Genomic DNA, 19,687 nt, shown 5'->3' with positions numbered 1-19,687 from the left:
GACGAGACCGGCCACACCGGCCGGTCTCGTCCTTTGTCGAAAGGGAGACCGATGAGCAACGACACGCAGACCACCTGGCTGACCCAGGAGGCGCACGACCGTCTCACGGCCGAGCTCGCGCAGCTGTCGGGCCCGGCCCGCAAGGAGATCGCGGACCGCATCGAGGCGGCGCGTGAAGAGGGCGACCTCAAGGAGAACGGCGGCTACCACGCCGCGAAGGACGAGCAGGGCAAGATCGAGGCCCGCATCCGCCAGCTCACCGAACTGCTCAAGCACGCCACCGTGGGCGAGGCGGACTTCGACGGCACCGTCGAGCCGGGCACCGTCGTGACCGCGGTCATCGCCGGCGACGAGTCGACGTTCCTCGTGGGCAACCGCGAGATCGTCGCCGAGGGATCCGACCTGACCGTGTACAGCCCGGTCAGCCCGGTCGGTGCCGCGATCCTCGGGCTCCGTGCGGGCGACGAGACGACCTACACCGCGCCGAACGGCAAGGAGATCAGCGCCAAGGTGACGAAGGTCGAGCGCTACCAGCCGTAGGCGGCCGGCCGCGCGGCGTGACGGCGTGACGGCGCGCGGCGCGACGTGCCCGTGCACAACCAGGAGCAGCTCGCACCACGGAACCACGTGGCGCGAGCTGCTCTTCGTTGTGCGACGGCCGGACTACGCCCACGATGCCGGCCGCGCGCACGGCGCCGCGAGCACGGCGCCGCGAGCACGGCGCCGCGAGCACGGCGCCGCACCGGGCGCTCGGCGCCGTTCAGTGCGCCACGACGTCGCGGTGCGCGAGCGACCGGACGCACGGGAAGCACACGAGGTCCCCGACGGCGACGTCGCCCGGCAGCAGCACCTCGTGCCCGGCCGTCCCGGTCGTGTTCGTCGTGAGCGTCACCTCAGCCACGGGAGCGACACTGCGCCGACCGATCAGCCGCACCGCGGTCAGCACGGCGCAGTCGGGAACGACCGCGTCGAGCTCGACGAACACCACGCCCCACGGTCGCCGGACCCGCGTGACGGTCGCGACAGTCACGCAGACGTCGGCGGGGTGCCAGTCGCGTGGGCGGTACCGCGGCGGTGCCTGCTCCGCGGTGTGCACGCACGGCGTCCCGGCCACCGCGGCCAGGCGCTGCATCGACACCGCGCGGACCCAGACGTCGTCGAGCGTGGCTTCGGTGCCGGCGGGCCAGACCGTCGGGTCGAGCGGATCGGGCAGCGAGGCGCGGAGCGAGGGCAGGATCGACGTGAGGGTCATGACGGGAGCATCACGCGCCTCCCGGCCGTCCGCGGCGTCGCTCACGCGACCCTGACGCCTGGACGGCCGTCCCGTGCGCAGCGCTGACACCGACGCGTGCAGCGCGGCGGATCAGTGCTCGAGCAGCTCCGGACGGAAGCCGACCTCGTGGAGGCGCTTCATGACCTCCTGCGCGTGTTCCGGGCCGCGGGCCTCGATCGACAGGTCCAGGGCGACCTCGTTGATCACCAGGCCCTGCCCGTGCCGGGTGTGCAGCACCTCGACGACGTTGGCGCCGGCGTCCGAGATGACCTGTGCGACGCGGGCGAGCTGGCCGGGGCGGTCCGGCAGCATGATGCGGATGCCGATGTAGCGCGACGCGGCGACGAGCCCGCGGGTGATGATGCGCTCCATCATCAGCGGGTCGATGTTGCCGCCGCTCAGCAGCACGACCGTGCGGCCGGTGTCGCGGACGGCGCCGGACATGATCGCTGCGACGCCGACGGCACCGGCTGCCTCGACCACGAGCTTCGCCCGCTCGAGCAGCACGAGCAGGGCGCGGGCGGTGTCGTCGTCCGACACGGTGACGATGTCGTCGACCAGGTCGCGGATGATCGGGAAGTTCAGGTCGCCGGGTCGGGCGACGGCGATGCCGTCCGAGATCGTCGGCTTCGTCGTGATCGTCACCGGCTGGCCGGCGGTGATCGAGGACGGGTAGGCGGCGGCGTTCTCCGCCTGCACGCCGATCACCCGGATCGGGCGCCCCAGGCGCTCGGACATGCCCTTCACCGCGAGGGCGATGCCGGAGATGACCCCGCCGCCGCCGATCGGCACGACCACCGTGTCGACGTCGGGCACCTGGTCGATGATCTCGAGCCCGAGCGTGCCCTGGCCGGCGATGACGTCCGGGTGGTCGAAGGGTGGGATGAACACCGCGCCGGTGTGGGCGGCGAAGTCCTTGGCGGCGCTCAGTGCTTCCTCCACGGAGTGGCCGCGCAGCACCACGTCGGCGCCGTAGTGCCGTGTCGCCTGGAGCTTCGGCAGCGCGACTCCGACCGGCGTGAAGATCGTGGCCGGGATGCCGAGCTCACGGGCGGCCAGGGCCACGCCCTGCGCGTGGTTGCCGGCGCTCGCGGCGACGACACCGGCCGCACGCTGCTCGGGGCTGAGCGCGGCGAGCCGGTTGTAGGCGCCCCGCACCTTGTAGGCGCCGGTGCGCTGCAGGTTCTCGCACTTCAGGTGCACCGGTGAGCCGAGCAGCTCGGCGAGGAACTGCGACGTCTCCATCGGCGTGACGCGCGCGACGCCCGCGATGGTCTGCTGCGCGGCCTCGATGTCCGCCAGCGAGGGGAACGCCGCGGTCTGCTGCTGGGGCACGGAGGTGTCGGTCACGGTCCCATCATCGTCCGTCAGGGCGTCCACGGCGAACTCGTGACGGTCCTTCGGTGAGCGCCCGCTCAGCCCGCGGTCCCCTTCGCGGCGGTGGGCTGCTCGTCGCTGCCCGGCGCGGGGACGCCGTCGGGGTGGTGCTTCCGCCAGCGGCGACGCTTCTTGGCCTCGACGCTCGCGTGGTGGTCACGCTGCTTCGCCTCGAGCACGTGGTCGGAGTCGAGCCCCTTCCACCGGCCGCTGGCGATCGTCGTGACCATCGAGTTCACGGTCGCGATCAGCGGCACGGCGAAGAACGCGCCGGCGATGCCCGCGAGCCCGGACGCCGCGGTCACGCCGAGCACGACGGCGAGCGGGTGCACCTTGACGGCACTGCCCATGACGAGGGGCTGCAGGATGTGCCCCTCGACCTGCTGCACGACGAGGATCACGCCGAGCATGACGAGCGCCGCGACCCAGCCGTTGAAGATGAGCGCGATGAACACCGCGAGGAAGCCCGTCACGATGGCGCCGACGACCGGGATGAACGCGCCGAGGAAGACGAACACCGCGATCGGGATGACGAGCGGGAGCTGCAGTGCAGCGGCGCCGATGCCGATGCCGACCGCGTCGACGAAGGCCACGAAGATCTGCACGCGGATGAAGCTCGTCAGTGTCGTCCACCCGGCGACACCCGCGCCGTCGATGGCTGCGCGGGCGTTCTTCGGGAACAGCCGGACGGTCCAGCGCCAGACGTTCTTACCGTCGATGAGCAGGAAGATCACCGTGAAGATGACGACGAAGAGCCCGGTGAGCAGGTGCGTCAGCGACGAACCAGCGCTCGCCACCCCGGACAGGATCGAGCCGGAGTTGCTCGACAGCCAGTCGGTCGCCTGGTTCAGGTAGTTGTTGAGGTCGGACTGGCTGATGCCGAGCCCGGAGTTCAGGACGAACTCGCGGATGGTGTCGTACTGCGAGAGCGTCCGGTCGCGGAGCGAGGGGTACGACGCCGCGATCTGGTCGACGACGAGCCAGATGAGCCCGCCGACGGCTGCGAGGCCCCCGACCAGGCTGACCACGACGGCGATCCACTTCGGCACGTGGTGCCGCTGCATCCAGTTGGACAGCGGCACGAGCAGGGCGGCGACGACGATCCCGATGAGGAACGGGATGAGGACCTCGCTGAAGAGCGTGACGAGGTAGATGAACACGGCGACGACACCGATGACGACCAGCACTCGCCACGACCACGCGCCCGCGATCCGCATGCCGGTCGGCACGACCTGCTCGACGACGGGATCCGGATGCGTCTTCTTTCCCCAGGCCATGCGGCGAGTGTACCGACGGGCACCGGAGCGTGTTCCAGATGCGGCATACGTCCGTCGGACGTCGGTGTCGGCGCCGATCGGTAGCGTCGTGCCATGGTCAGGTCCACGCTCTCCGCCGCCGAGGCGCGCCGTGTCACCCTCGCGGCCCAGGGCTTCGGTGCACCCGCTCGCGACGCCGTGGGCACCCGCACGCTGACGAGCACGATCGGCCGACTCGGGCTGCTGCAGATCGACTCCGTCAACGTCTTCGAGCGCAGCCACTACCTGCCCCTCTTCGCCCGCCTCGGTTCCTACGACAAGTCCGCGCTGGACCGCCTGACCATGCGCCGCTCCGGCCCGTACGCCGAGTACTGGGCGCACGAGGCCGCGTTCCTGCCGCGGGCCGACCTCCCGCTCTTCCGCTGGCGGATGGACGCGTACCGCGAACGCGACGCCCGGCCGAACCGGATAGCCGGCGTCGAACGCACGGCGAGCGTCCGCCGCGAGCTCCGCGCCCTGCTCGCCGCCGAGGGTCCCCTGCCCGCGAGCGCGGTCGAGCACGAGGCGAACGTCCGCCGCGGGCCGTGGTGGGGGTGGAGTGACGTGAAGGCGGGTCTCGAGCAGATGTTCCGCTGGGGCGAGGTCGTCAGCGCCGGACGCGCCGGGTTCGAGCGCGTGTACGCCCTGCCCGACCAGGTGTTGCCGGCGGGCACCCTCGAGGGCGCTCCCGACCGGCACACCGCCGTCACCGAGCTGGTCGGACGCGCCGCGCGCGCGTTCGGCGTCGGGACCCGCGCGGACCTCGCCGACTACTTCCGCCTGCGCGCGGACGACACCGCCGCCGCGATCACGGAGCTCGAGGAACGCGGCGAGCTCGTGCCGGTCCGGGTGGAGGGCTGGCGGGACCCCGCTTGGCTGCACGCCGATGCCCGGGTCCCGCGGCACGTCGCCGCCGACGCGGTGCTCAGCCCGTTCGACCCGGTCGTCTGGTTCCGGCGCCGAGCGGAGCGCATGTACGACTTCCACTACCGGATCGAGATCTACACACCGGCGCCGAAGCGCGTGTTCGGCTACTACGTGCTGCCCGTCCTGCAGGACGACCGCCTGACCGGGCGCGTCGACCTGAAGAGCGACCGGCAGCGCGGGGTCCTCCGGGTCCGGACCGCCTGGCAGGAGCCGGGTGAGCAGCTCGACGCGGAGCGCCTCGCCGCGACGCTGCGGCGGGCGGCCGCGTGGCAGGGCCTCGACGGCGTCGAGGTCACCGACCGGGGCACCGCCGCCCGCGCGGTCGCCGCGGCGCTCGGGGTCGCGCTCGTCCCGCACGAGGCCGCGGACGACGCCGACGCTGCCGAGGCCGCTCCCGGGGACGACGCGGTCGCCTGACCACCGGCCGGGAGGCACGGCGTGGGTCCGCCCCGCCCGTCCGGCCCCGGCGCGGCTCGGCACGCCCCGGCTCGGCCCGCGCGAAACGCCGTGACTTCCGCGAGACGCCGGGGCTTCGTCGAGACGCCGCGGCTTCCGCGAGACGCCGGGGCTCCGTCGAGACGCCGCGACTTCCGAGGGCGTCTCGACGGTGCGAGGCCGTCTCGCGCAAACACCGGCGTCTCGCCAGCGCATCCGTGCGAGACCGGGACACGCACACGCCGGCGTCTCGACGACCGCGGTGTCAGAACCGGTCGAGGCTCCCCCGGAGTCGAGCGACCCGGTCGGGCAGCGGCGGGTGCGTCGAGAACAGCCGGTCCATCACACCCGGGCGCATCGGGTCGGCGATCCACAGGTGCGCCATCGACGAGTTCTGCGTGCGCGTCGGTCGGCCGTACGCCTCGAGCTTCTCGAGCGCGCGCGCGAGCCCCTCGGGGTACCGCGTCGTCAGCGCGCCCGTGGCGTCGGCGAGGTACTCGCGCTGCCGGGAGACGGCGGCCTGCACCGCGGCGGCCGCGATCGGGGCGACGAGCACCGCGACGAGCCCCGCGATGATGAGGATCGGGTTGCCGCCACCGCCGCCGTTGTCGTTGTTCCGTCCGCGACCGCTCAACCCGCTGAAGATCGAGATGCGCAGGAGCACGTCCGCCAGGAACCCGACCGCGACGACCAGGCCGAAGACGATCGTCGAGACGCGGATGTCGTAGTTCTTGACGTGACCGAGCTCGTGGGCCATCACGCCCTGCAGTTCGCTGTCGTCCATGATCGCCAGCAGCCCGGTCGTCGCCGCGACGATGGCGTGCTCCGGGTCACGACCGGTGGCGAAGGCGTTGGGCGCCGGGTCCTCGATGACGAACACTCGTGGCATCGGCATGCCGTTGGTGATCGCCAGGTTCTCGACCGTCCGCCAGAGCCGCGGTTCCGTGTTCCGGTCGATCTCGATGCCGCCCGCGATGGCCGTGGCCTGTCGTCCGGCCACGAAGTACTGGAGCAGCGCGTACCCGAGTGCGACCAGGAGGACGATGACGCCGACCGAGACGTTGCCCGCGAGGTAGCCGCCCAGGAACCCGAGTGCCCCGACGATGAGCAGGAAGACCAGGATGATGACGACGGTGTTGCGCTTGTTCCGCGCGATGGCGCTGTACACGGGTCAGGCCGCCCTCGTCGAGGTCAGAACTGGACGCGCGGCGGTTCGGCGATCGCCGCGGGCTCGGCGGTCTCGAAGAACGTCGCCTCGGTGAAGCCCTTGCTCTTCGCGAACGTCGAGTTCGGGAAGACCCGGATCTTCGTGTTGAGCTCACGCACGCCACCGTTGTAGAAGCGTCGTGCGGCCTGGATCTTGTCCTCGGTGTCGACGAGCTCCGACTGCAGCTGCAGGAAGTTCTGGCTCGACTGCAGCTGCGGGTAGCCCTCGGCGACGGCGAACACGCTCTTCAGGGCCTTCTGCATGTGTCCCTCGGCCACGGAGGCGCTCGAGGCGTCATCGGCGCCGAGGGTCTCGGCCCGGGCACGCGTCACCGACTCGAAGACGGACTTCTCGTGCGCGGCGTACCCCTTCACCGTGTCGACGATCGTGGGGATGAGGTCTGCGCGGCGCTTCAACTGCACCGTGATGTCGCTCCACGCCTCGTCCACGCGCAGCTTCAGCGTGACGAGCGAGTTGTAGGTCACCCAGAGGTAGATCCCGATCACGACGAGCAGGACCACCACCACTCCGACGACGATCAGCGTCGTGACGAGTCCGGTGTCCATCTGGGCGTACTCCTTTGCGCGTCGGGTCCGGCGCGGTGGGACTGCGACCGGTGCGTGGCCGTGGAACGACCGTCCACGAGTGTACCGAGGCGCACCGGGCCGACCCGTTCCCACAGTGTGGTTCACGGGTGATTCCCGAGTGGCGTACACCAGCCGTCCGGCGACCTCCACCGGAGCGTGGGTGCGGGTACACGTCGCGGGACACATCATCCGGGTGGTGGATTGACCCGAGCGCGATCATCACGTGTGATGGAGGTGGTGGACACGCTCGGGGACAACGTGCAGACGAGGACGGTCGGAGGCGGCGGTCCCGTCGGTCGACCCCGATCGCGGAGCGGACTGCTGACCGCGGCGCTGGCGATCGTCATGACGGCCGGAGCGGTCCTGCTCGCCGCACCACCCGCCTCCGCGGCGGCCGTCGCGCCGCCCGCCCCCACGGCGACCACCGAGCCGCCCGCCTCCACGGCGACCACCGAGCCGCAGCAGGACCCCGGGGCCCGGACGGCGTCCCCGACGCCCTTCCCCCAGTTCGGCACGCTGCCACCGGACACCGGCTCCCCCTCGCCGTCCCCGACGGACCGTCCCGCCGTCCGCCCGACCATCGCCGATCCCGGTGACGTCACGACCGCCACCGTCCGGTTCCACGGCAGCGGCACCCCCGGGCACCAGGTGCGCGTCTCCGGTCCGGCGACCACCGGCTCGACCGGATGCGCGACAGCGGTCGCGTCGGACGGCTCGTGGGCGTGCATCGCCACCGTGCGCTCGGGTCCGCAGCAGGTCTTCACGGTGACCGACGAGACGGACACCACGCTCGGGTCCTCGCGCGCGCCGGCGTCCGACGTCGTGGTCCCGCCGGCCGTCACGACGGACCGACCGACGTCCGGTCCCCTGTCCGGCACCGGTCTCCCGGGAGCCACCGTGGCCGTGTCGGTCGCCGGCTCCCCGGCGGACCGCACCGCGCGCGTGGACGCCAGCGGCCACTGGACGGTCACGCTGCCCGGCGACACCCGGGACGGCCGCGTGACGGTGTCCGCAGCCCAGACCGCGAGCACCGCGAGCGGCTTCCGCTCGGACCTGCGGAGCGCCCCGTCCGCCCCGCGGACGATCGTGGTCGACCGGACCGCCCCGGCAGCGCCGGTCGTCACGGCGCCGGGGTCCGACGAGCGCGTGCGCTCGCAGCCGTTCACCGTGCGCGGGACCGGTGAGCCCGGCGCGGTCCTCACGGTGTACCTCGACCGCTCACCGGTGTGCCGTGCCGAGGTCGGGGCGGACGGCCGGTGGGCGTGCACGACGACGGGCGCAGCCGCCCGTGCCGGTACCCGGAGCGTGAGCGCCATGCAGCAGGACGCGGCCGGCAACTCCTCGCCGTCCTCGACGGCGGTCCGCATCGTCCTGTCCGGCCCGACCGCCGCGCCGACCGACGGACCGAGCGCGAACGCCTCCGGCGCCCCAGGCGGAGCGACCACGGCGTCCGGCGCGCCGAGCGCGGACCGGACCCCTGATGCGAGCGGCGCCGCCGGTGGTGGTCCGGGTGACGGCTCCACGGGCGGCGGGACGACCGGCTCGACGGGGAGCACCGGTACCGGTACCGGTACCGGTACCGGTACCGCATCCGGGAGGCCCGACTGGTCCGGACCTGCCGGCGACTGGACCGCCAGCACCGCGTACGACCGCGGAGTCCGCACCGTCCAGGCGTCGTTCTCCTGGGGCACCGTGCTGCTCGCCACCGGGATCGCGGCAGGGTTCCTCCTGCTCGTCGCCGTCCCGCTCGCCCTGGTCGGGGCCGCCGCACGCGGTCGCCTCCGCAACCCGTTCGTCGCCCTGCTCGGCCGCAACCGCTCCCGGACGGACCGACGGCTCGGCGACGAGGTCATGCCGACCTGGGCCGCGGCGGCCGTGGGCGTCGGGATCGTCGTCGTGACGACGCTGCTCGGCGTCGGTGTCTCGCTCGAGGCCCGCTACGTCCGCCTGGCGCTCGGAGTGCTGCTCGGGTCGGCCGTCACCACGGGCGTCGTCGTCCTGGCCTCCCGTTGGGCTGCCGGCCGGGACCGCGCGGCCGTCGGCTTCCGGGTCTCGCCGTGGCTCGTGCTCGCCGCCGCCGTGGGGTGCGCCCTGACCCGGGTCGCCGACCTCTCCCCCGCTCTGGTCGTGGGAGCGGTGCTCGTGCCTGTCGGACGTCCCGGCGCCGACACCGCCGCCCTGCGTCTGGGGACGAGCGCTGCCCGCGGTGTCCGGAGCGCCACGGCGCGCTCGATCGCACTGCTCTGCGTCGCCGCGACCGGCTGGGTCCTGCACTCGCTCGTCGACGCTTCCGGGTTCTGGACGACGCTGACGGCCGAGTTCGCGACCACGCTGTGCGTCGGGGCCGTCGGCGCGCTCGTCGTCACGCTCCTGCCGTTCCGCGGCTCGGCGGGTGCGGCGCTCGCCACCGAGGCGCGTGCGCGCTGGGTCGCGCTCACGGCCGGCGCGGTGGCACTGGCGGCGCTCGCCACGGGCGGGGCAGCACCTACCGTTCCCTCCCCGACGGAGACCGCGGTCGCCGCCGGCCTGAGCGCCCTCGCGGTCGCCTGCTGCTGGGTCTGGGTGCGCGGCTCGCGCACGACCGCGTCGCGCAGCTGACGGCCACGGCAGCACCGTCGCCCGTCGCCCGTCGGACAGGAGGCACCGGGTCCGACCGCCACGTCGGCTCGCACGCACCGGACAGGAGGCATGCGGCACGGCCGCCACGCACCTCCCGGCCCGCATCGACCGGACCGGAGGCACGTGGCACAGCCGCCACGCGCCTCCCGGCCCACGCACCGGACGGGAGGCGCGAGCGCGGACCGCCACGAGCCTCCCGTCCGTCAGGTACCCACCCGCGTCAGGTGGTGCGGTGCGGGGCGTTCCGCCGGAACAGGCCGGGCAGCAGGCCGCCGATCTTCGTCCCGATGCACAGGCTCACGAACGTCGCCAGTGGGACGCCGAGCGCGACCGGGTCGAAGGTGGTGACCGCGACGAGCCCCACGGTGCCGGGCACGAGGAGCAGGAACGCCGGGAAGAACGACACCGTCGCCGGGATCACCGGCACGAGCCGCTCGAGCAGGCGGGTCGCGACGAACAGCAGCGCGGCCGCAGCACCGGTCGCGACGACGCTGCCCCAGACGGGCGTCGTGCCGCTCACGACGGCGTAGGCGCTCATCATGACGGCGACGGACACGACGGTCAGCCGCCACCCGGAGCGGAACACCAGCCCGAGACCGACGGCCAGGCCGGCCACCGCGACCCAGGACACCCAGTAGGACGGGACGGCCTCCCAGCCACCCCGGAGGGTCCCGACGCCGGCCACCTCGCCGACGAGCGCCGCCGACGACGGGTCCACCCGCAGCCCGGTCAGCGCGCTGCCGGCGGCGATGCCCGCGGCCATGAAGCCGAGCGTGATGAGCCCCTGGACGAGCCGCGAGGCGCCGGTCACGATGTCGGCGGCGGTGAGCTCGAGCAGCGCGTTCGTGATGAGCGCACCGGGCACGAACACCGCCACCGGTGCGCAGACGGCGAACAGGGGCACGTGGTCGAAGCCGGTGCCGGCGGCGACGAGGCCGACGACGCTCGTCGACATGAACGCGGCGAGGAACGGGATGATCGCGACGGCCTCGCGGAACCGGCGGAGCACCAGGCTGAGCACGCCGACGAGCGCACCGACGACGAGCGCGAGCACGATCGCCCACCAGGGGCAGCGGAACACGACGGCCAGGCCGACCGAGGTCAGCGCGTTGCCGGTGATCCAGGGCAACGCCGGCGGTGGCACGGTGCCTGCACGGATGGCGCGCACGCGGGCGGGGATCTCGGCGAGGGCGATCGACCCGCGCTCGAGACCGAGCACCAGTCGGTTCGCGCGCGCTGCCTGGCGGGAGGAGAGCTCCACGCCCTCGGCGTTCACGATCGTGGCGGCGCCGGTGGCGACCTCGCTGACCATGACGAGCGCGGGCAGGACCCCCACGGCGAGCGTCGGTCCGACCCCCGCGGCGTCCCGGGCCTTCTCGAGCGCGGAGCGGACGTCGGTCACGGAGCTGCCGGCGTCGAGCAGCAGGGCCCCGAGGGTGCCGAGCAGCATGCCGGTGGGGACCGTCTCACCGTCGACGACCTCGACGTGTGCCTCGGGTCGGTTGAGTGCGTTGCGCAGGTTCGCGAGGGCGCTTCCGAGTCCGACCACGGGACTCGATGGTACGCCGCCGCGGCGCTCGCCCCGGCCGCGGCGCTGGCCCGGCTGTGGCGCTGGTCCCGAGTCTCGGGCCGAGCGACAGGACTCGCGGATCGCGGCCCGAGGATCGTCGCCCAGGCCGAGTCTCGGCGCAGCCGACCCGAGTCTCGCGGCGGCCGACCCGAGTCTCGCGGCGGCGGACCCGGGTCTCGTGGTACCCCCGGTGGGACTCGAACCCACAACTCGGCGATTTTAAGTCGCATGCCTCTACCGATTGGGCCACGGGGGCGGGCCGGAACAGCCTACCGATGCGACGACGGCCGCCGCCCCACGCGGGGGCGACGGCCGTCGGTCGTCTGGTGCCGGGTGCTACTTGGCGTCCGCCGGAGCCGCGACGGGCTCGGCGTCCTTCGAGACGTCCTCGGCCGGGGTGGCGTACGCGGGGCCGGCGGCGTCGGCCGGCTGGCCCTCCGCGGGAGCCGGGGCGGCGACGGCCTTCGGCTCCTCGGCGGCAGCGGGCTTCGGACGCGATGCGAAGGCCTCGAACGCGGCACGCGGGGTCTCGCGGTCGTCGAGCGACGCGATGTCACGGCCCAGGAAGAAGCCACCGACCCAGTCGCCGATGACGCGCCACTTGCGCTCCCACGACGGCATCGCCAGACCGTGGTACCCGCGGTGGGCACCCCAGGCCAGGAAGCCCTTCATGGCGAACTTGCCGGACTGGAACACACCGGTGCCGAGACCGAGGCCCGCGACGGCGCCGAGGTTCTCGTGCTTGTAGTCGTTCGTCGCCTCGCCGCGGATGACCGCGACCAGGTTCTTCGCGAGCTGCTTCGCCTGGCGCACGGCGTGCTGGGCGTTCGGCACGCAGAAGCCGCCGACACCGCCACCGGTCAGGTCCGGCACGGCCGCGACGTCGCCGCAGGCCCACGCGTCGGCGATCACGCCGTTGTCGTCGACCACGCGGAGGTCGGGCTGCACGCGGATGCGGCCGCGCTGCTCGAGCGGGAAGTCGGTGCCCTTCACCATCGGGTTCGCCATGACGCCGGCGGTCCAGATGATCAGGTCGGACTCGATCGTCTGGATCGACTCGTCCTTGGCCTTGAGCTGGCAGACGCCGCCCTCGGCCGAGGCCAGCTGCGTCTCGAGGTGCACCGTGGCCCCGCGCGACGCGAGGTTCTCGAGCACCCAGTGCGAGGTCTCGAGCGACACCTCGGGCATGATGCGGCCCATCGCCTCGACCAGGTGGAAGTGCGTGTCGTCGAAGGACAGCTGCGGGAAGCTCTTCAGCAGGTCCGATGCGAAGGAGCGGAGCTCGGCGAACACCTCGATGCCCGCGAAGCCACCGCCGACCACGACGACGGTGAGCAGGCGGTCACGCTCGGGACCGGCCGGCAGGTTCGCCGCCTTGTGGAAGTTCGTGAGGATCTTGTCGCGGATCGCCGCGGCCTCCTCGATGGTCTTCAGGCCGATGGCCTCGTCCGCGACGCCCGGGATCGGGAAGGTGCGCGAGACGGCGCCGGCGGTCATGACGATCTGGTCGTAGGACTCCTCCCACGCCTCGCCCTCGGCCGGGGTGATCGTCGCGGTCTTCGTGGCGTGGTCGACCTTGGTGACCTTGGCCGTGACGACGCGGGTCTTCTTCAGGTGACGACGGTGCGAGACGATCGCGTGGCGCGGCTCGATCGAACCGGCGGCGACCTCGGGCAGGAACGGCTGGTACGTCATGTACGGGAGCGGGTCCACCATGGTGACCTCGGCTTCACCCTGACGCAGGTGCTTCTCGAGCTTCCAGGCGGTGTAGAAACCGGCGTAGCCGCCGCCGACGACGAGGATCTTGGGCACGGGGGATGATCTCCTTGGAGTGGGGTGGTTGCTTGCCGGGAGGCTGGTCAGACTTCGCCGCCACCCGCCCCGACTCCAGCGTCTGCGATGCCATCATACGCCCGGCACTCACACCGGGAGGGCGACCAGTCCACGCGCTCGAGCGCGAGTTCGCCGATGGGGTTGACGCCGGGTCCGGCAGCGAGGGCGTGGCCGACGAGGGCGTGCAGGCACTTCACGCGGGTGGGCATGCCACCGGCGCTGATGCCGTCGATCTCGTCGACGTGCTCGATCGACTCGCGGTCCGCCAGGTAGGACTCGTGGGCCGCGCGGTACTGCGCCGCGACGGTCTCGTCCTCGAGCAGGGCGGCGAGCTCGGGCATGACGTGGTTCGCCTCGAGCGTGCTCACGGCCGCGGTGGCGGCGGGGTGGCACAGGTAGTAGAACGTCGGGAACGGGGTGCCGTTCGCGAGTCGGGGCTTCGTCGACACGACGGTGGGGTTGCCGCACACGCACCGTGCCGCGATCCCGACGACGTCGCGGGCCGGTCGCCCGAGCTGCGCCGAGACGACCTGGATGTCGCGGTCGGACGGCGGGTCGAAGGGAGGGGTCGTCACGGGCACGTGAGCCTACCCGAGTCCCGCTCGCCGTCCTACTCCGTGACGACGCTGCTTTCCGCGGTCCTACTTGCCGTCGCCGGTGGCAGCGCCGGTCGGGTCCCCGGTGCCGGAGACGTCGGGCGCCACGAGCTGCTCGGTGGTCTTCTCGGTCAGGCCGGACTGCAGCACGCTGGAGAGCATCGCCTGCACCCAGTCGACCTTGGGCGTCTGCACCGTCGAGCTGACCGGGCTGCCCGAGTCGGTCTCGGTCCGGTCGGACCCCTTCGCCTGCTCCGCCCCCATCACGAGGTAGCTCTCCTCGCCCGGGTACACGTACAGCAGCCGGTCGCGGGCCTGCGCCTCGATGTAGGCCGGGTCGTCCCATCGCGCGACGTCCTGCTTCTTCTGGCTGACGTCCGCCTTCTGCGCCGCCACCTCGCGCTGCTGCTGCGCGATCTGCTCCTGCTGCTGGATCAGGGTGCGCAGCGACGGTGCGAGCACGACGACGAACAGCACGATGATCGCCAGCATGAGCAGGCTGAAGCCCGAGAACCGGATGGACCGGTACCAGGGCTGCTCGTGCGCGCCGGACTCCGGCACGGCCACGGGGATGCGGCGGACGCGGGGCTTCTGGCTGGGCACGGCTCGACGATAACCGGCCCCGGTCGCTCACGTGACCCGGCACGCGGACCGGCACGCGTCCCTCGGCACCCTCCCAGCGGCCGGGAGGCGCGGCGCACGGCCGCCACGCGCCTCCCGTCCGGTGGTGGGCCGCCTGGGTGGCCGGCTGCCGAGCGGGCAGGACATGCCGCTCACGTCCGCCGAGCGGGCGGGATCCGTCGGTCTCGAGGTCGAGCGTGACAGATCGGGCCCGCTCGACGCCGGCGACGGGAGCGCCCGGGAACGGCGAGACGCCGCCCTCCCGCAAGGAGGACGGCGTTTCGGACCGTGCGGCGTGCGACCTAGAGCGCGGCGGCGCGGGGGAACGCGGTGCGGCCGGCGTAGACGGCGGCGTCGCCCAGTTCCTCCTCGATGCGGAGCAGCTGGTTGTACTTCGCGACGCGGTCCGAACGGGCCGGGGCGCCGGTCTTGATCTGGCCACCGTCGACGGCCACCGCGATGTCGGCGATGGTGGTGTCCTCGGTCTCGCCCGAGCGGTGCGACAGGATCGCGGTCATGCCGTGGCGGTGCGCCAGGGAGACGGCGTCGAGGGTCTCGGTCAGCGTGCCGATCTGGTTCACCTTGACCAGGATCGAGTTGCCGGCCTGCTCGTCGATGCCCCGCTGCAGGCGCTTCGGGTTCGTGACGTACAGGTCGTCGCCGACGAGCTGGAGCTTCGAGCCGAGCTCGGCGGTGAGGTGCTTCCAGCCCTCCCAGTCGTCCTCGGCCAGGGCGTCCTCGATGGTGACGAGCGGGTAGTTCGCGACGAGGTCCGAGAAGTACCCGGTGAACTCCTCGCTCGAGAGCTGCTTGCCCTCGAACGCGTACTTGCCGTCGTGGAAGAACTCGGTCGCGGCGACGTCGAGGCCGAGCGCGATGTCCTTGCCCGGGGTGAACCCGGCCTTCTCGATCGCGGCGAGCAGGAAGTCGAGCGCGGCGCGGTTCGAGGCGAGCTCGGGGGCGAAGCCGCCCTCGTCGCCGAGGCCCGTCGCGAGACCCTGCTTCTTCAGCTCGCCCTTGAGGGCGTGGTAGGTCTCGACGCCCCAGCGCAGGGCCTCGGAGAAGCTCTCGGCGCCGTAGGGCACGAGGAAGAACTCCTGGATGTCGACGTTGGTGTCGGCGTGCGCGCCACCGTTGACGACGTTCATGAGCGGGACGGGCAGCGTGTGCGCGTTCGGGCCACCGAGGTAGCGGAACAGCGGCAGGTCGGCGGAGTCGGCAGCGGCACGGGCGACGGCGAGCGAGGCGCCGAGGATCGCGTTGGCGCCCAGACGGGACTTGTTCTCGGTGCCGTCGAGCTCGATGAGCGCGGCGTCGACGAGACGCTGGTCGGTGGCGTCGAAGCCCTCGAGCGCCGGGCCGATCTCGTCGAGGACGGCGTCGACGGCCTTGAGGACGCCCTTGCCGCCGTAGCGGTTCGCGTCGCCGTCGCGGAGCTCGTACGCCTCGAACGCACCGGTGGAGGCACCGGACGGGACGAGCGCGCGCGAGACCACGCCGTCGTCGAGGAGGACCTCGACCTCGACCGTCGGGTTGCCTCGGGAATCGAGGACTTCGCGTGCGCCTACGGCATCGATCTGGGCCACGGGGTACTCCCTACGAGTTCGGTTGTGGTGGACAGCGGGTCGATCCTACCGAGGCACGGTGGACGCCTCGCCGCGGATGACGTCGGGTGTGGAGGAGTTCACGCCAACGGGCGGAACTCGACACCCTCCAGGCTCTCGGTGTCGGCGCGGACGCTCGCGAAGGCCGCGAACCCCTGCTCGGCGAGACCTGCGAGCAGGTTCTTGGTGTTCTTCGGCCGACGCTCGAGGCGCACACGGCGGTGCGACGCGAGCGCCTCGGACTTGAGTGCTGCGAGGCGGACCGGGTCGACGTCCTTGTCGTACAGGAGCACGACCGCGTCGGACTCGGCCGACTCCGGCAGCGTGACGAGGTCGACCAGCCGCTCGAACCCGAGCGAGAAGCCGACCGCGGGGACGTCCTGCCCGAGGAAGCGTCCGATCATGCCGTCGTAGCGACCGCCACCGCCCAGGCTGTAGCCGAAGTCCGGGTGGGCGACCTCGAAGATCGTCCCCGTGTAGTACCCCATGCCGCGCACGAGCGTCGGGTCGAAGCGCAGGTCGACGCCCGGCAGGGCCTCGCGCAGCCGGAGCAGGTCCGCGAAGGCCTCGGCATCCAGCCACGGCGCTTCCTCGACCGAACCCCAGTCTGCGGCCTCGAGCGCGCGGATGGTGTCCTCGAGCCCGGGCAGGTCGGCGCCGATCGTCTCGCGGAGCTCGGCGGCCACGCCGTCGGCCCCGATCTTGTCGAGCTTGTCGACGGTGATGAGTGCTCGGTCCGCTGCGCCGGGGTCGGTGATCCCCCACGACGCGAGCAGCGCCAGCAGGATCCGTCGGTCGTTGATGCGGATGGTGGTGTCCGCGATGCCGAGCGCGTCGAGCGCCGCCGTCGTCGCGCGGATGAGCTCGATCTCCGCGAGCTGCCCCGGCTCGCCGAGGATGTCGATGTCGCACTGCACGAACTGCCGGTAGCGCCCCTTCTGCGGGCGCTCGGCGCGCCAGACCGGCGCGATCTGGACGGCGCGGAACACCGACGGCAGCTCGGCACGGTGCGACGCGTAGAAGCGGGCGAGCGGGACCGTCAGGTCGAACCGGAGCCCGAGGTCCGCGAGGTCGAGCGGGGCACCGGCCTGCTGCAGGTCCTCCGTCGTGAGCCCGCGGCGCATGACCGCGAACGCGAGCTTCTCGTTGTCGCCACCCAGTCCCGAGTGCAGGCGTGCGGCGTCCTCGACGACCGGGGTCTCGATCTCGTCGAACCCGTGCCGGGCGTAGACGTCGCGGACGACGCCCAGGACGTGCTCGCGACGGGCCTTCTCTGCCGGGAGGAAGTCACGCATGCCACGGGGAGCCGTCACGGTGGTCGCCATGCGCCAATCCTGCCAGAACCCGGGCAGGTCCTTGCACGCCGACCGGCCTACTGATACTCTGGATGCAGAACCTCGGCCTGGTGGTCTCCTGATCCGATCACCAGGTCGTTCGCGGGGCCGGTGTGCTGCAACGGTGCCCCGTGGTTCGAGCGGGCGTCCCTGTCGACGTGTCCCCCTGGCACGTCGTGTCCCGCTCGCGGGCACCCTCCTTTTTCGGGTTGGGAGGGTGCCCGCTTCTCTGATCGGAAGCCTTCCCGATCCCTCGTTCGGGAGGCCCGCCTCACGCCCCGACGCGCGCCTCGGCTTCCAACCGGGCCACCGCAGCCCGCAGGCTCGCCACCACGTCGATCCCCGCCTCCCGCGCGGCCGCGACCTCGGCGAGCAGCCCCGCGCCCCACCGCTCGTCCACGGCGTCCACGGCATCCACGGCATCCACCACGTCCGCCGCCCCGCTCGCGGCGCCGGCCGACCCGTCCGTCCCCGCGACCTCCTGCTCAGGCGCGCGCACGACGGCGGCGACGACCGTGGCGGCGTCCCCACGCTCCTCCAGGCGTTCGAGCAGCTTCACGGCGCGCTCGAGCGGCGGCATCGCCCGCGGGACCCCGTCGAGCACACTCGTCCGTGCGGCCTTCTCGGCAGCCTTCGCCGCCCGCCACACCCGGACGACCTCGGCCTCGGTGTCCGCCCGTTCGGAGCCGAACACGTGCGGGTGCCGGCGGACCATCTTGTCCCGGGCACCGGCGGCGACGTCCTCGAGGTCGAAGCGCCCGTCCGCCGCCGCCAGTCCGGCGTGCAGCACGACCTGGTAGAGCACGTCGCCGAGTTCCTCGCGCAGTTCGTCGTCGTCACCGGCGTCGATCGCGTCGACGAGCTCGTACGACTCCTCGACGGCGTAGCGCGCGAGCGAGGCGTGGGTCTGCGCGCGGTTCCACACGCACCCGCCGTCGGGGGCGAGCAGGCGGTCGACGACTTCGACGAGGTCCGTGACGGCGGTCATGGCGCCATGCTCGCACGCAGGCCGTGCCGGTAGGCTTGCCCCTGGTGTGTCGGGAAGTCTGGTCGACGGTCATCCTACCGTACCCGCACACCGTCGGAGATCCATGTCGGCACTCGTCCGCTCCCCCCGTTTCAGCGCGATCGCGCTCCTGACCGCCGCCGTGCTCGGCCTGATCGTGGCGAACTCGCCGCTGGGGCCCGGCCTCGAACGGGCCCTCGACGCGCACTCGCCGTGGGGGGCGGTCGGCCTCGACCTGTCCGTCTCGCACTGGATCAGCGACGGGCTGCTCGCGGTGTTCTTCCTGCTGGTCGCGATCGAGCTGAAGCAGGAGCTCCTCGACGGTGAGCTGTCGAACCCGAAGACGGCGGTCATCCCGGCCATCGCGGCGGTCGGCGGTGTGCTCGTCCCGGCGGGGATCTTCCTCCTGGTGACCTCGGGCACGCCGTACCAGCACGGGTGGCCGATCCCGACGGCGACGGACATCGCGTTCGCACTCGGCGTCCTGGCGATGTTCGGCCGAGGGCTGCCGTCGACGATCCGTGTGTTCCTGCTCGCACTCGCGGTGCTCGACGACCTCATCGCGATCGTCATCATCGCCGTCGTCTTCGCGCACGGCACCGACTTCACCGCGCTCGGTGGCGCGGTCGTCGCCCTCGTGGTCTTCGCCGTGCTCGGTCGGATGCTCCGCCCCGGCCGGACCGGTCAGGTGTGGGTCATCGCCGCGATGGTGCTCGTCGGGCTCGTCACGTGGTGGCTCGTGTACCACTCGGGCGTGCACGCCACCATCGCCGGCGTCGCGCTCGGGCTCGTGCTGCCGCGTCGTCCGGGGCACACCCTGCACGAGAACGTCGAGCCGTGGTCGAACGCGGTCGTCCTGCCGGTGTTCGCGTTCGCCTCGGCCGCCGTCGTCATCCCCGCCGTCGGCATCGGTGAGCTCTCCCCCACGTTCTGGGCGGTCGTGCTCGCCCTGCCGGTGGGCAAGGTGATCGGCATCACGCTGTTCGGTGCCGTCGCGACGCGGGTCTTCCGTGCGCCAGGTCGGTCGACGCTGTCGTTCTGGTCGATCGTGACGGTCGGCGTGCTCGGCGGGATCGGCTTCACGGTCTCGCTGCTCATGAACGAGCTGGCGTTCGCCCGGAACGAGGAGATCCTCGACGAGGGCGTGCTGGCCGTGCTCGTCGGCTCCGGGATCGCGATCCTCGCCTCGGCCGTCGTCGTCAGCCTGCGTGCGCGTCGGTACCGCGCGCGGCGCGAGCTCTCCGAGGCCGAGGCGACCGAGTAGCGGGCGGGGGGGGGGGGGGGCCCGGGGCCCCCCCCCCCCCCCCCCCCCGGGGGGGGGCGGCCCCCCCCCGGGGGCCCCCCCCCCCCCCCGGCCCCGCCCCCCCCCCCCCCCGCCCCCCCCCCCCCGCAAGGTACATTTC

General features: G+C 72.7%; 16 protein-coding genes and 1 tRNA gene. 4 read left to right on the top strand and 13 right to left on the bottom strand.

Annotated elements, in window-relative coordinates; genetic code table 11:
- Positions 1-51: 51 nt before the first annotated feature.
- Positions 52-540 (top strand): transcription elongation factor GreA, encoded by a 489-nt coding sequence (gene greA, locus ACIPEQ_RS06505; protein WP_250367059.1) that lies wholly within the window; start codon positions 52-54, stop codon positions 538-540.
- 220 nt (positions 541-760) lie between these two features.
- Here greA and ACIPEQ_RS06500 read toward each other — a convergent pair whose 3' ends face one another.
- The 3 genes from ACIPEQ_RS06500 to ACIPEQ_RS06490 all read right to left on the bottom strand — a co-directional run bounded on the left by ACIPEQ_RS06500 (position 761) and on the right by ACIPEQ_RS06490 (position 3,927).
- Positions 761-1,252 (bottom strand): hypothetical protein, encoded by a 492-nt coding sequence (locus ACIPEQ_RS06500; protein ID WP_402714545.1) that lies wholly within the window; start codon positions 1,250-1,252, stop codon positions 761-763.
- A 111-nt stretch (positions 1,253-1,363) separates the two neighbouring features.
- The gene (gene ilvA, locus ACIPEQ_RS06495) at positions 1,364-2,623 is read right to left on the bottom strand and encodes a threonine ammonia-lyase (RefSeq protein WP_402714544.1); all 1,260 of its coding nucleotides are present in this window, start codon (positions 2,621-2,623) and stop codon (positions 1,364-1,366) included.
- Positions 2,624-2,688: 65 nt separating this feature from the next.
- On the bottom strand, positions 2,689-3,927 hold the full coding sequence (locus tag ACIPEQ_RS06490; RefSeq protein WP_402714543.1) for an AI-2E family transporter: 1,239 nt from the start codon (positions 3,925-3,927) through the stop codon (positions 2,689-2,691).
- A gap of 93 nt (positions 3,928-4,020) precedes the next feature.
- Between ACIPEQ_RS06490 and ACIPEQ_RS06485 the strand changes: the two genes are divergently transcribed.
- Positions 4,021-5,289 carry a winged helix-turn-helix domain-containing protein gene (locus tag ACIPEQ_RS06485; RefSeq protein ID WP_402714542.1) on the top strand — a complete coding sequence of 423 codons (1,269 nt, stop codon included), beginning with the start codon at positions 4,021-4,023 and terminating at the stop codon, positions 5,287-5,289.
- A gap of 283 nt (positions 5,290-5,572) precedes the next feature.
- Here the strand turns inward: ACIPEQ_RS06485 and ACIPEQ_RS06480 are convergent, their stop codons facing one another.
- Both ACIPEQ_RS06480 and ACIPEQ_RS06475 read right to left on the bottom strand, forming a co-directional pair.
- Positions 5,573-6,475, bottom strand: a complete 903-nt coding sequence (locus tag ACIPEQ_RS06480; RefSeq protein ID WP_402714541.1) for a M48 family metalloprotease — start codon at positions 6,473-6,475, stop codon at positions 5,573-5,575.
- Positions 6,476-6,498: 23 nt separating this feature from the next.
- Positions 6,499-7,080, bottom strand: coding sequence for a LemA family protein (locus ACIPEQ_RS06475; RefSeq protein WP_402714540.1), 582 nt, complete (start codon positions 7,078-7,080; stop codon positions 6,499-6,501).
- Between the two features lie 249 nt (positions 7,081-7,329).
- Here ACIPEQ_RS06475 and ACIPEQ_RS06470 point away from each other — a divergent pair, with 249 nt between their 5' ends.
- Positions 7,330-9,699, top strand: coding sequence for an Ig-like domain-containing protein (locus ACIPEQ_RS06470; RefSeq protein WP_402714539.1), 2,370 nt, complete (start codon positions 7,330-7,332; stop codon positions 9,697-9,699).
- A gap of 241 nt (positions 9,700-9,940) precedes the next feature.
- Here ACIPEQ_RS06470 and ACIPEQ_RS06465 read toward each other — a convergent pair whose 3' ends face one another.
- The 8 genes from ACIPEQ_RS06465 to ACIPEQ_RS06430 form a co-directional block, all read right to left on the bottom strand.
- Positions 9,941-11,269 carry a threonine/serine exporter family protein gene (locus tag ACIPEQ_RS06465; RefSeq protein ID WP_126890963.1) on the bottom strand — a complete coding sequence of 443 codons (1,329 nt, stop codon included), beginning with the start codon at positions 11,267-11,269 and terminating at the stop codon, positions 9,941-9,943.
- A gap of 200 nt (positions 11,270-11,469) precedes the next feature.
- Positions 11,470-11,546, bottom strand: a tRNA-Leu gene (locus ACIPEQ_RS06460).
- An 80-nt stretch (positions 11,547-11,626) separates the two neighbouring features.
- The gene (locus tag ACIPEQ_RS06455) at positions 11,627-13,102 is read right to left on the bottom strand and encodes an FAD-dependent oxidoreductase (RefSeq protein WP_250367053.1); all 1,476 of its coding nucleotides are present in this window, start codon (positions 13,100-13,102) and stop codon (positions 11,627-11,629) included.
- 47 nt (positions 13,103-13,149) lie between these two features.
- Positions 13,150-13,698, bottom strand: a complete 549-nt coding sequence (locus tag ACIPEQ_RS06450) for a DUF501 domain-containing protein (RefSeq protein WP_402714538.1) — start codon at positions 13,696-13,698, stop codon at positions 13,150-13,152.
- A gap of 66 nt (positions 13,699-13,764) precedes the next feature.
- On the bottom strand, positions 13,765-14,322 hold the full coding sequence (locus ACIPEQ_RS06445; RefSeq protein WP_402714537.1) for a septum formation initiator family protein: 558 nt from the start codon (positions 14,320-14,322) through the stop codon (positions 13,765-13,767).
- A 320-nt stretch (positions 14,323-14,642) separates the two neighbouring features.
- Entirely contained in the window at positions 14,643-15,926 is a 1,284-nt protein-coding gene (gene eno, locus ACIPEQ_RS06440) for a phosphopyruvate hydratase (RefSeq protein ID WP_058728084.1), read from the bottom strand.
- Positions 15,927-16,024: 98 nt separating this feature from the next.
- Complete coding sequence (gene hisS, locus ACIPEQ_RS06435) at positions 16,025-17,269, bottom strand: histidine--tRNA ligase (RefSeq protein ID WP_402714536.1); 1,245 nt, start codon at positions 17,267-17,269, stop codon at positions 16,025-16,027.
- A 280-nt stretch (positions 17,270-17,549) separates the two neighbouring features.
- Positions 17,550-18,266, bottom strand: coding sequence for a MazG family protein (locus ACIPEQ_RS06430; RefSeq protein WP_402714535.1), 717 nt, complete (start codon positions 18,264-18,266; stop codon positions 17,550-17,552).
- Between the two features lie 103 nt (positions 18,267-18,369).
- Between ACIPEQ_RS06430 and nhaA the strand changes: the two genes are divergently transcribed.
- Positions 18,370-19,548: a Na+/H+ antiporter NhaA gene (nhaA, locus tag ACIPEQ_RS06425; protein WP_402714534.1), complete on the top strand. Its 1,179-nt coding sequence runs from the start codon at positions 18,370-18,372 to the stop codon at positions 19,546-19,548.
- Positions 19,549-19,687 lie beyond the last annotated feature (139 nt).

The organism is Curtobacterium sp. NPDC087080 (assembly GCF_044745105.1).
Classification (GTDB): Bacteria; Actinomycetota; Actinomycetes; order Actinomycetales; family Microbacteriaceae; genus Curtobacterium.
This window is presented reverse-complemented; position numbering and strand designations above follow the sequence as displayed.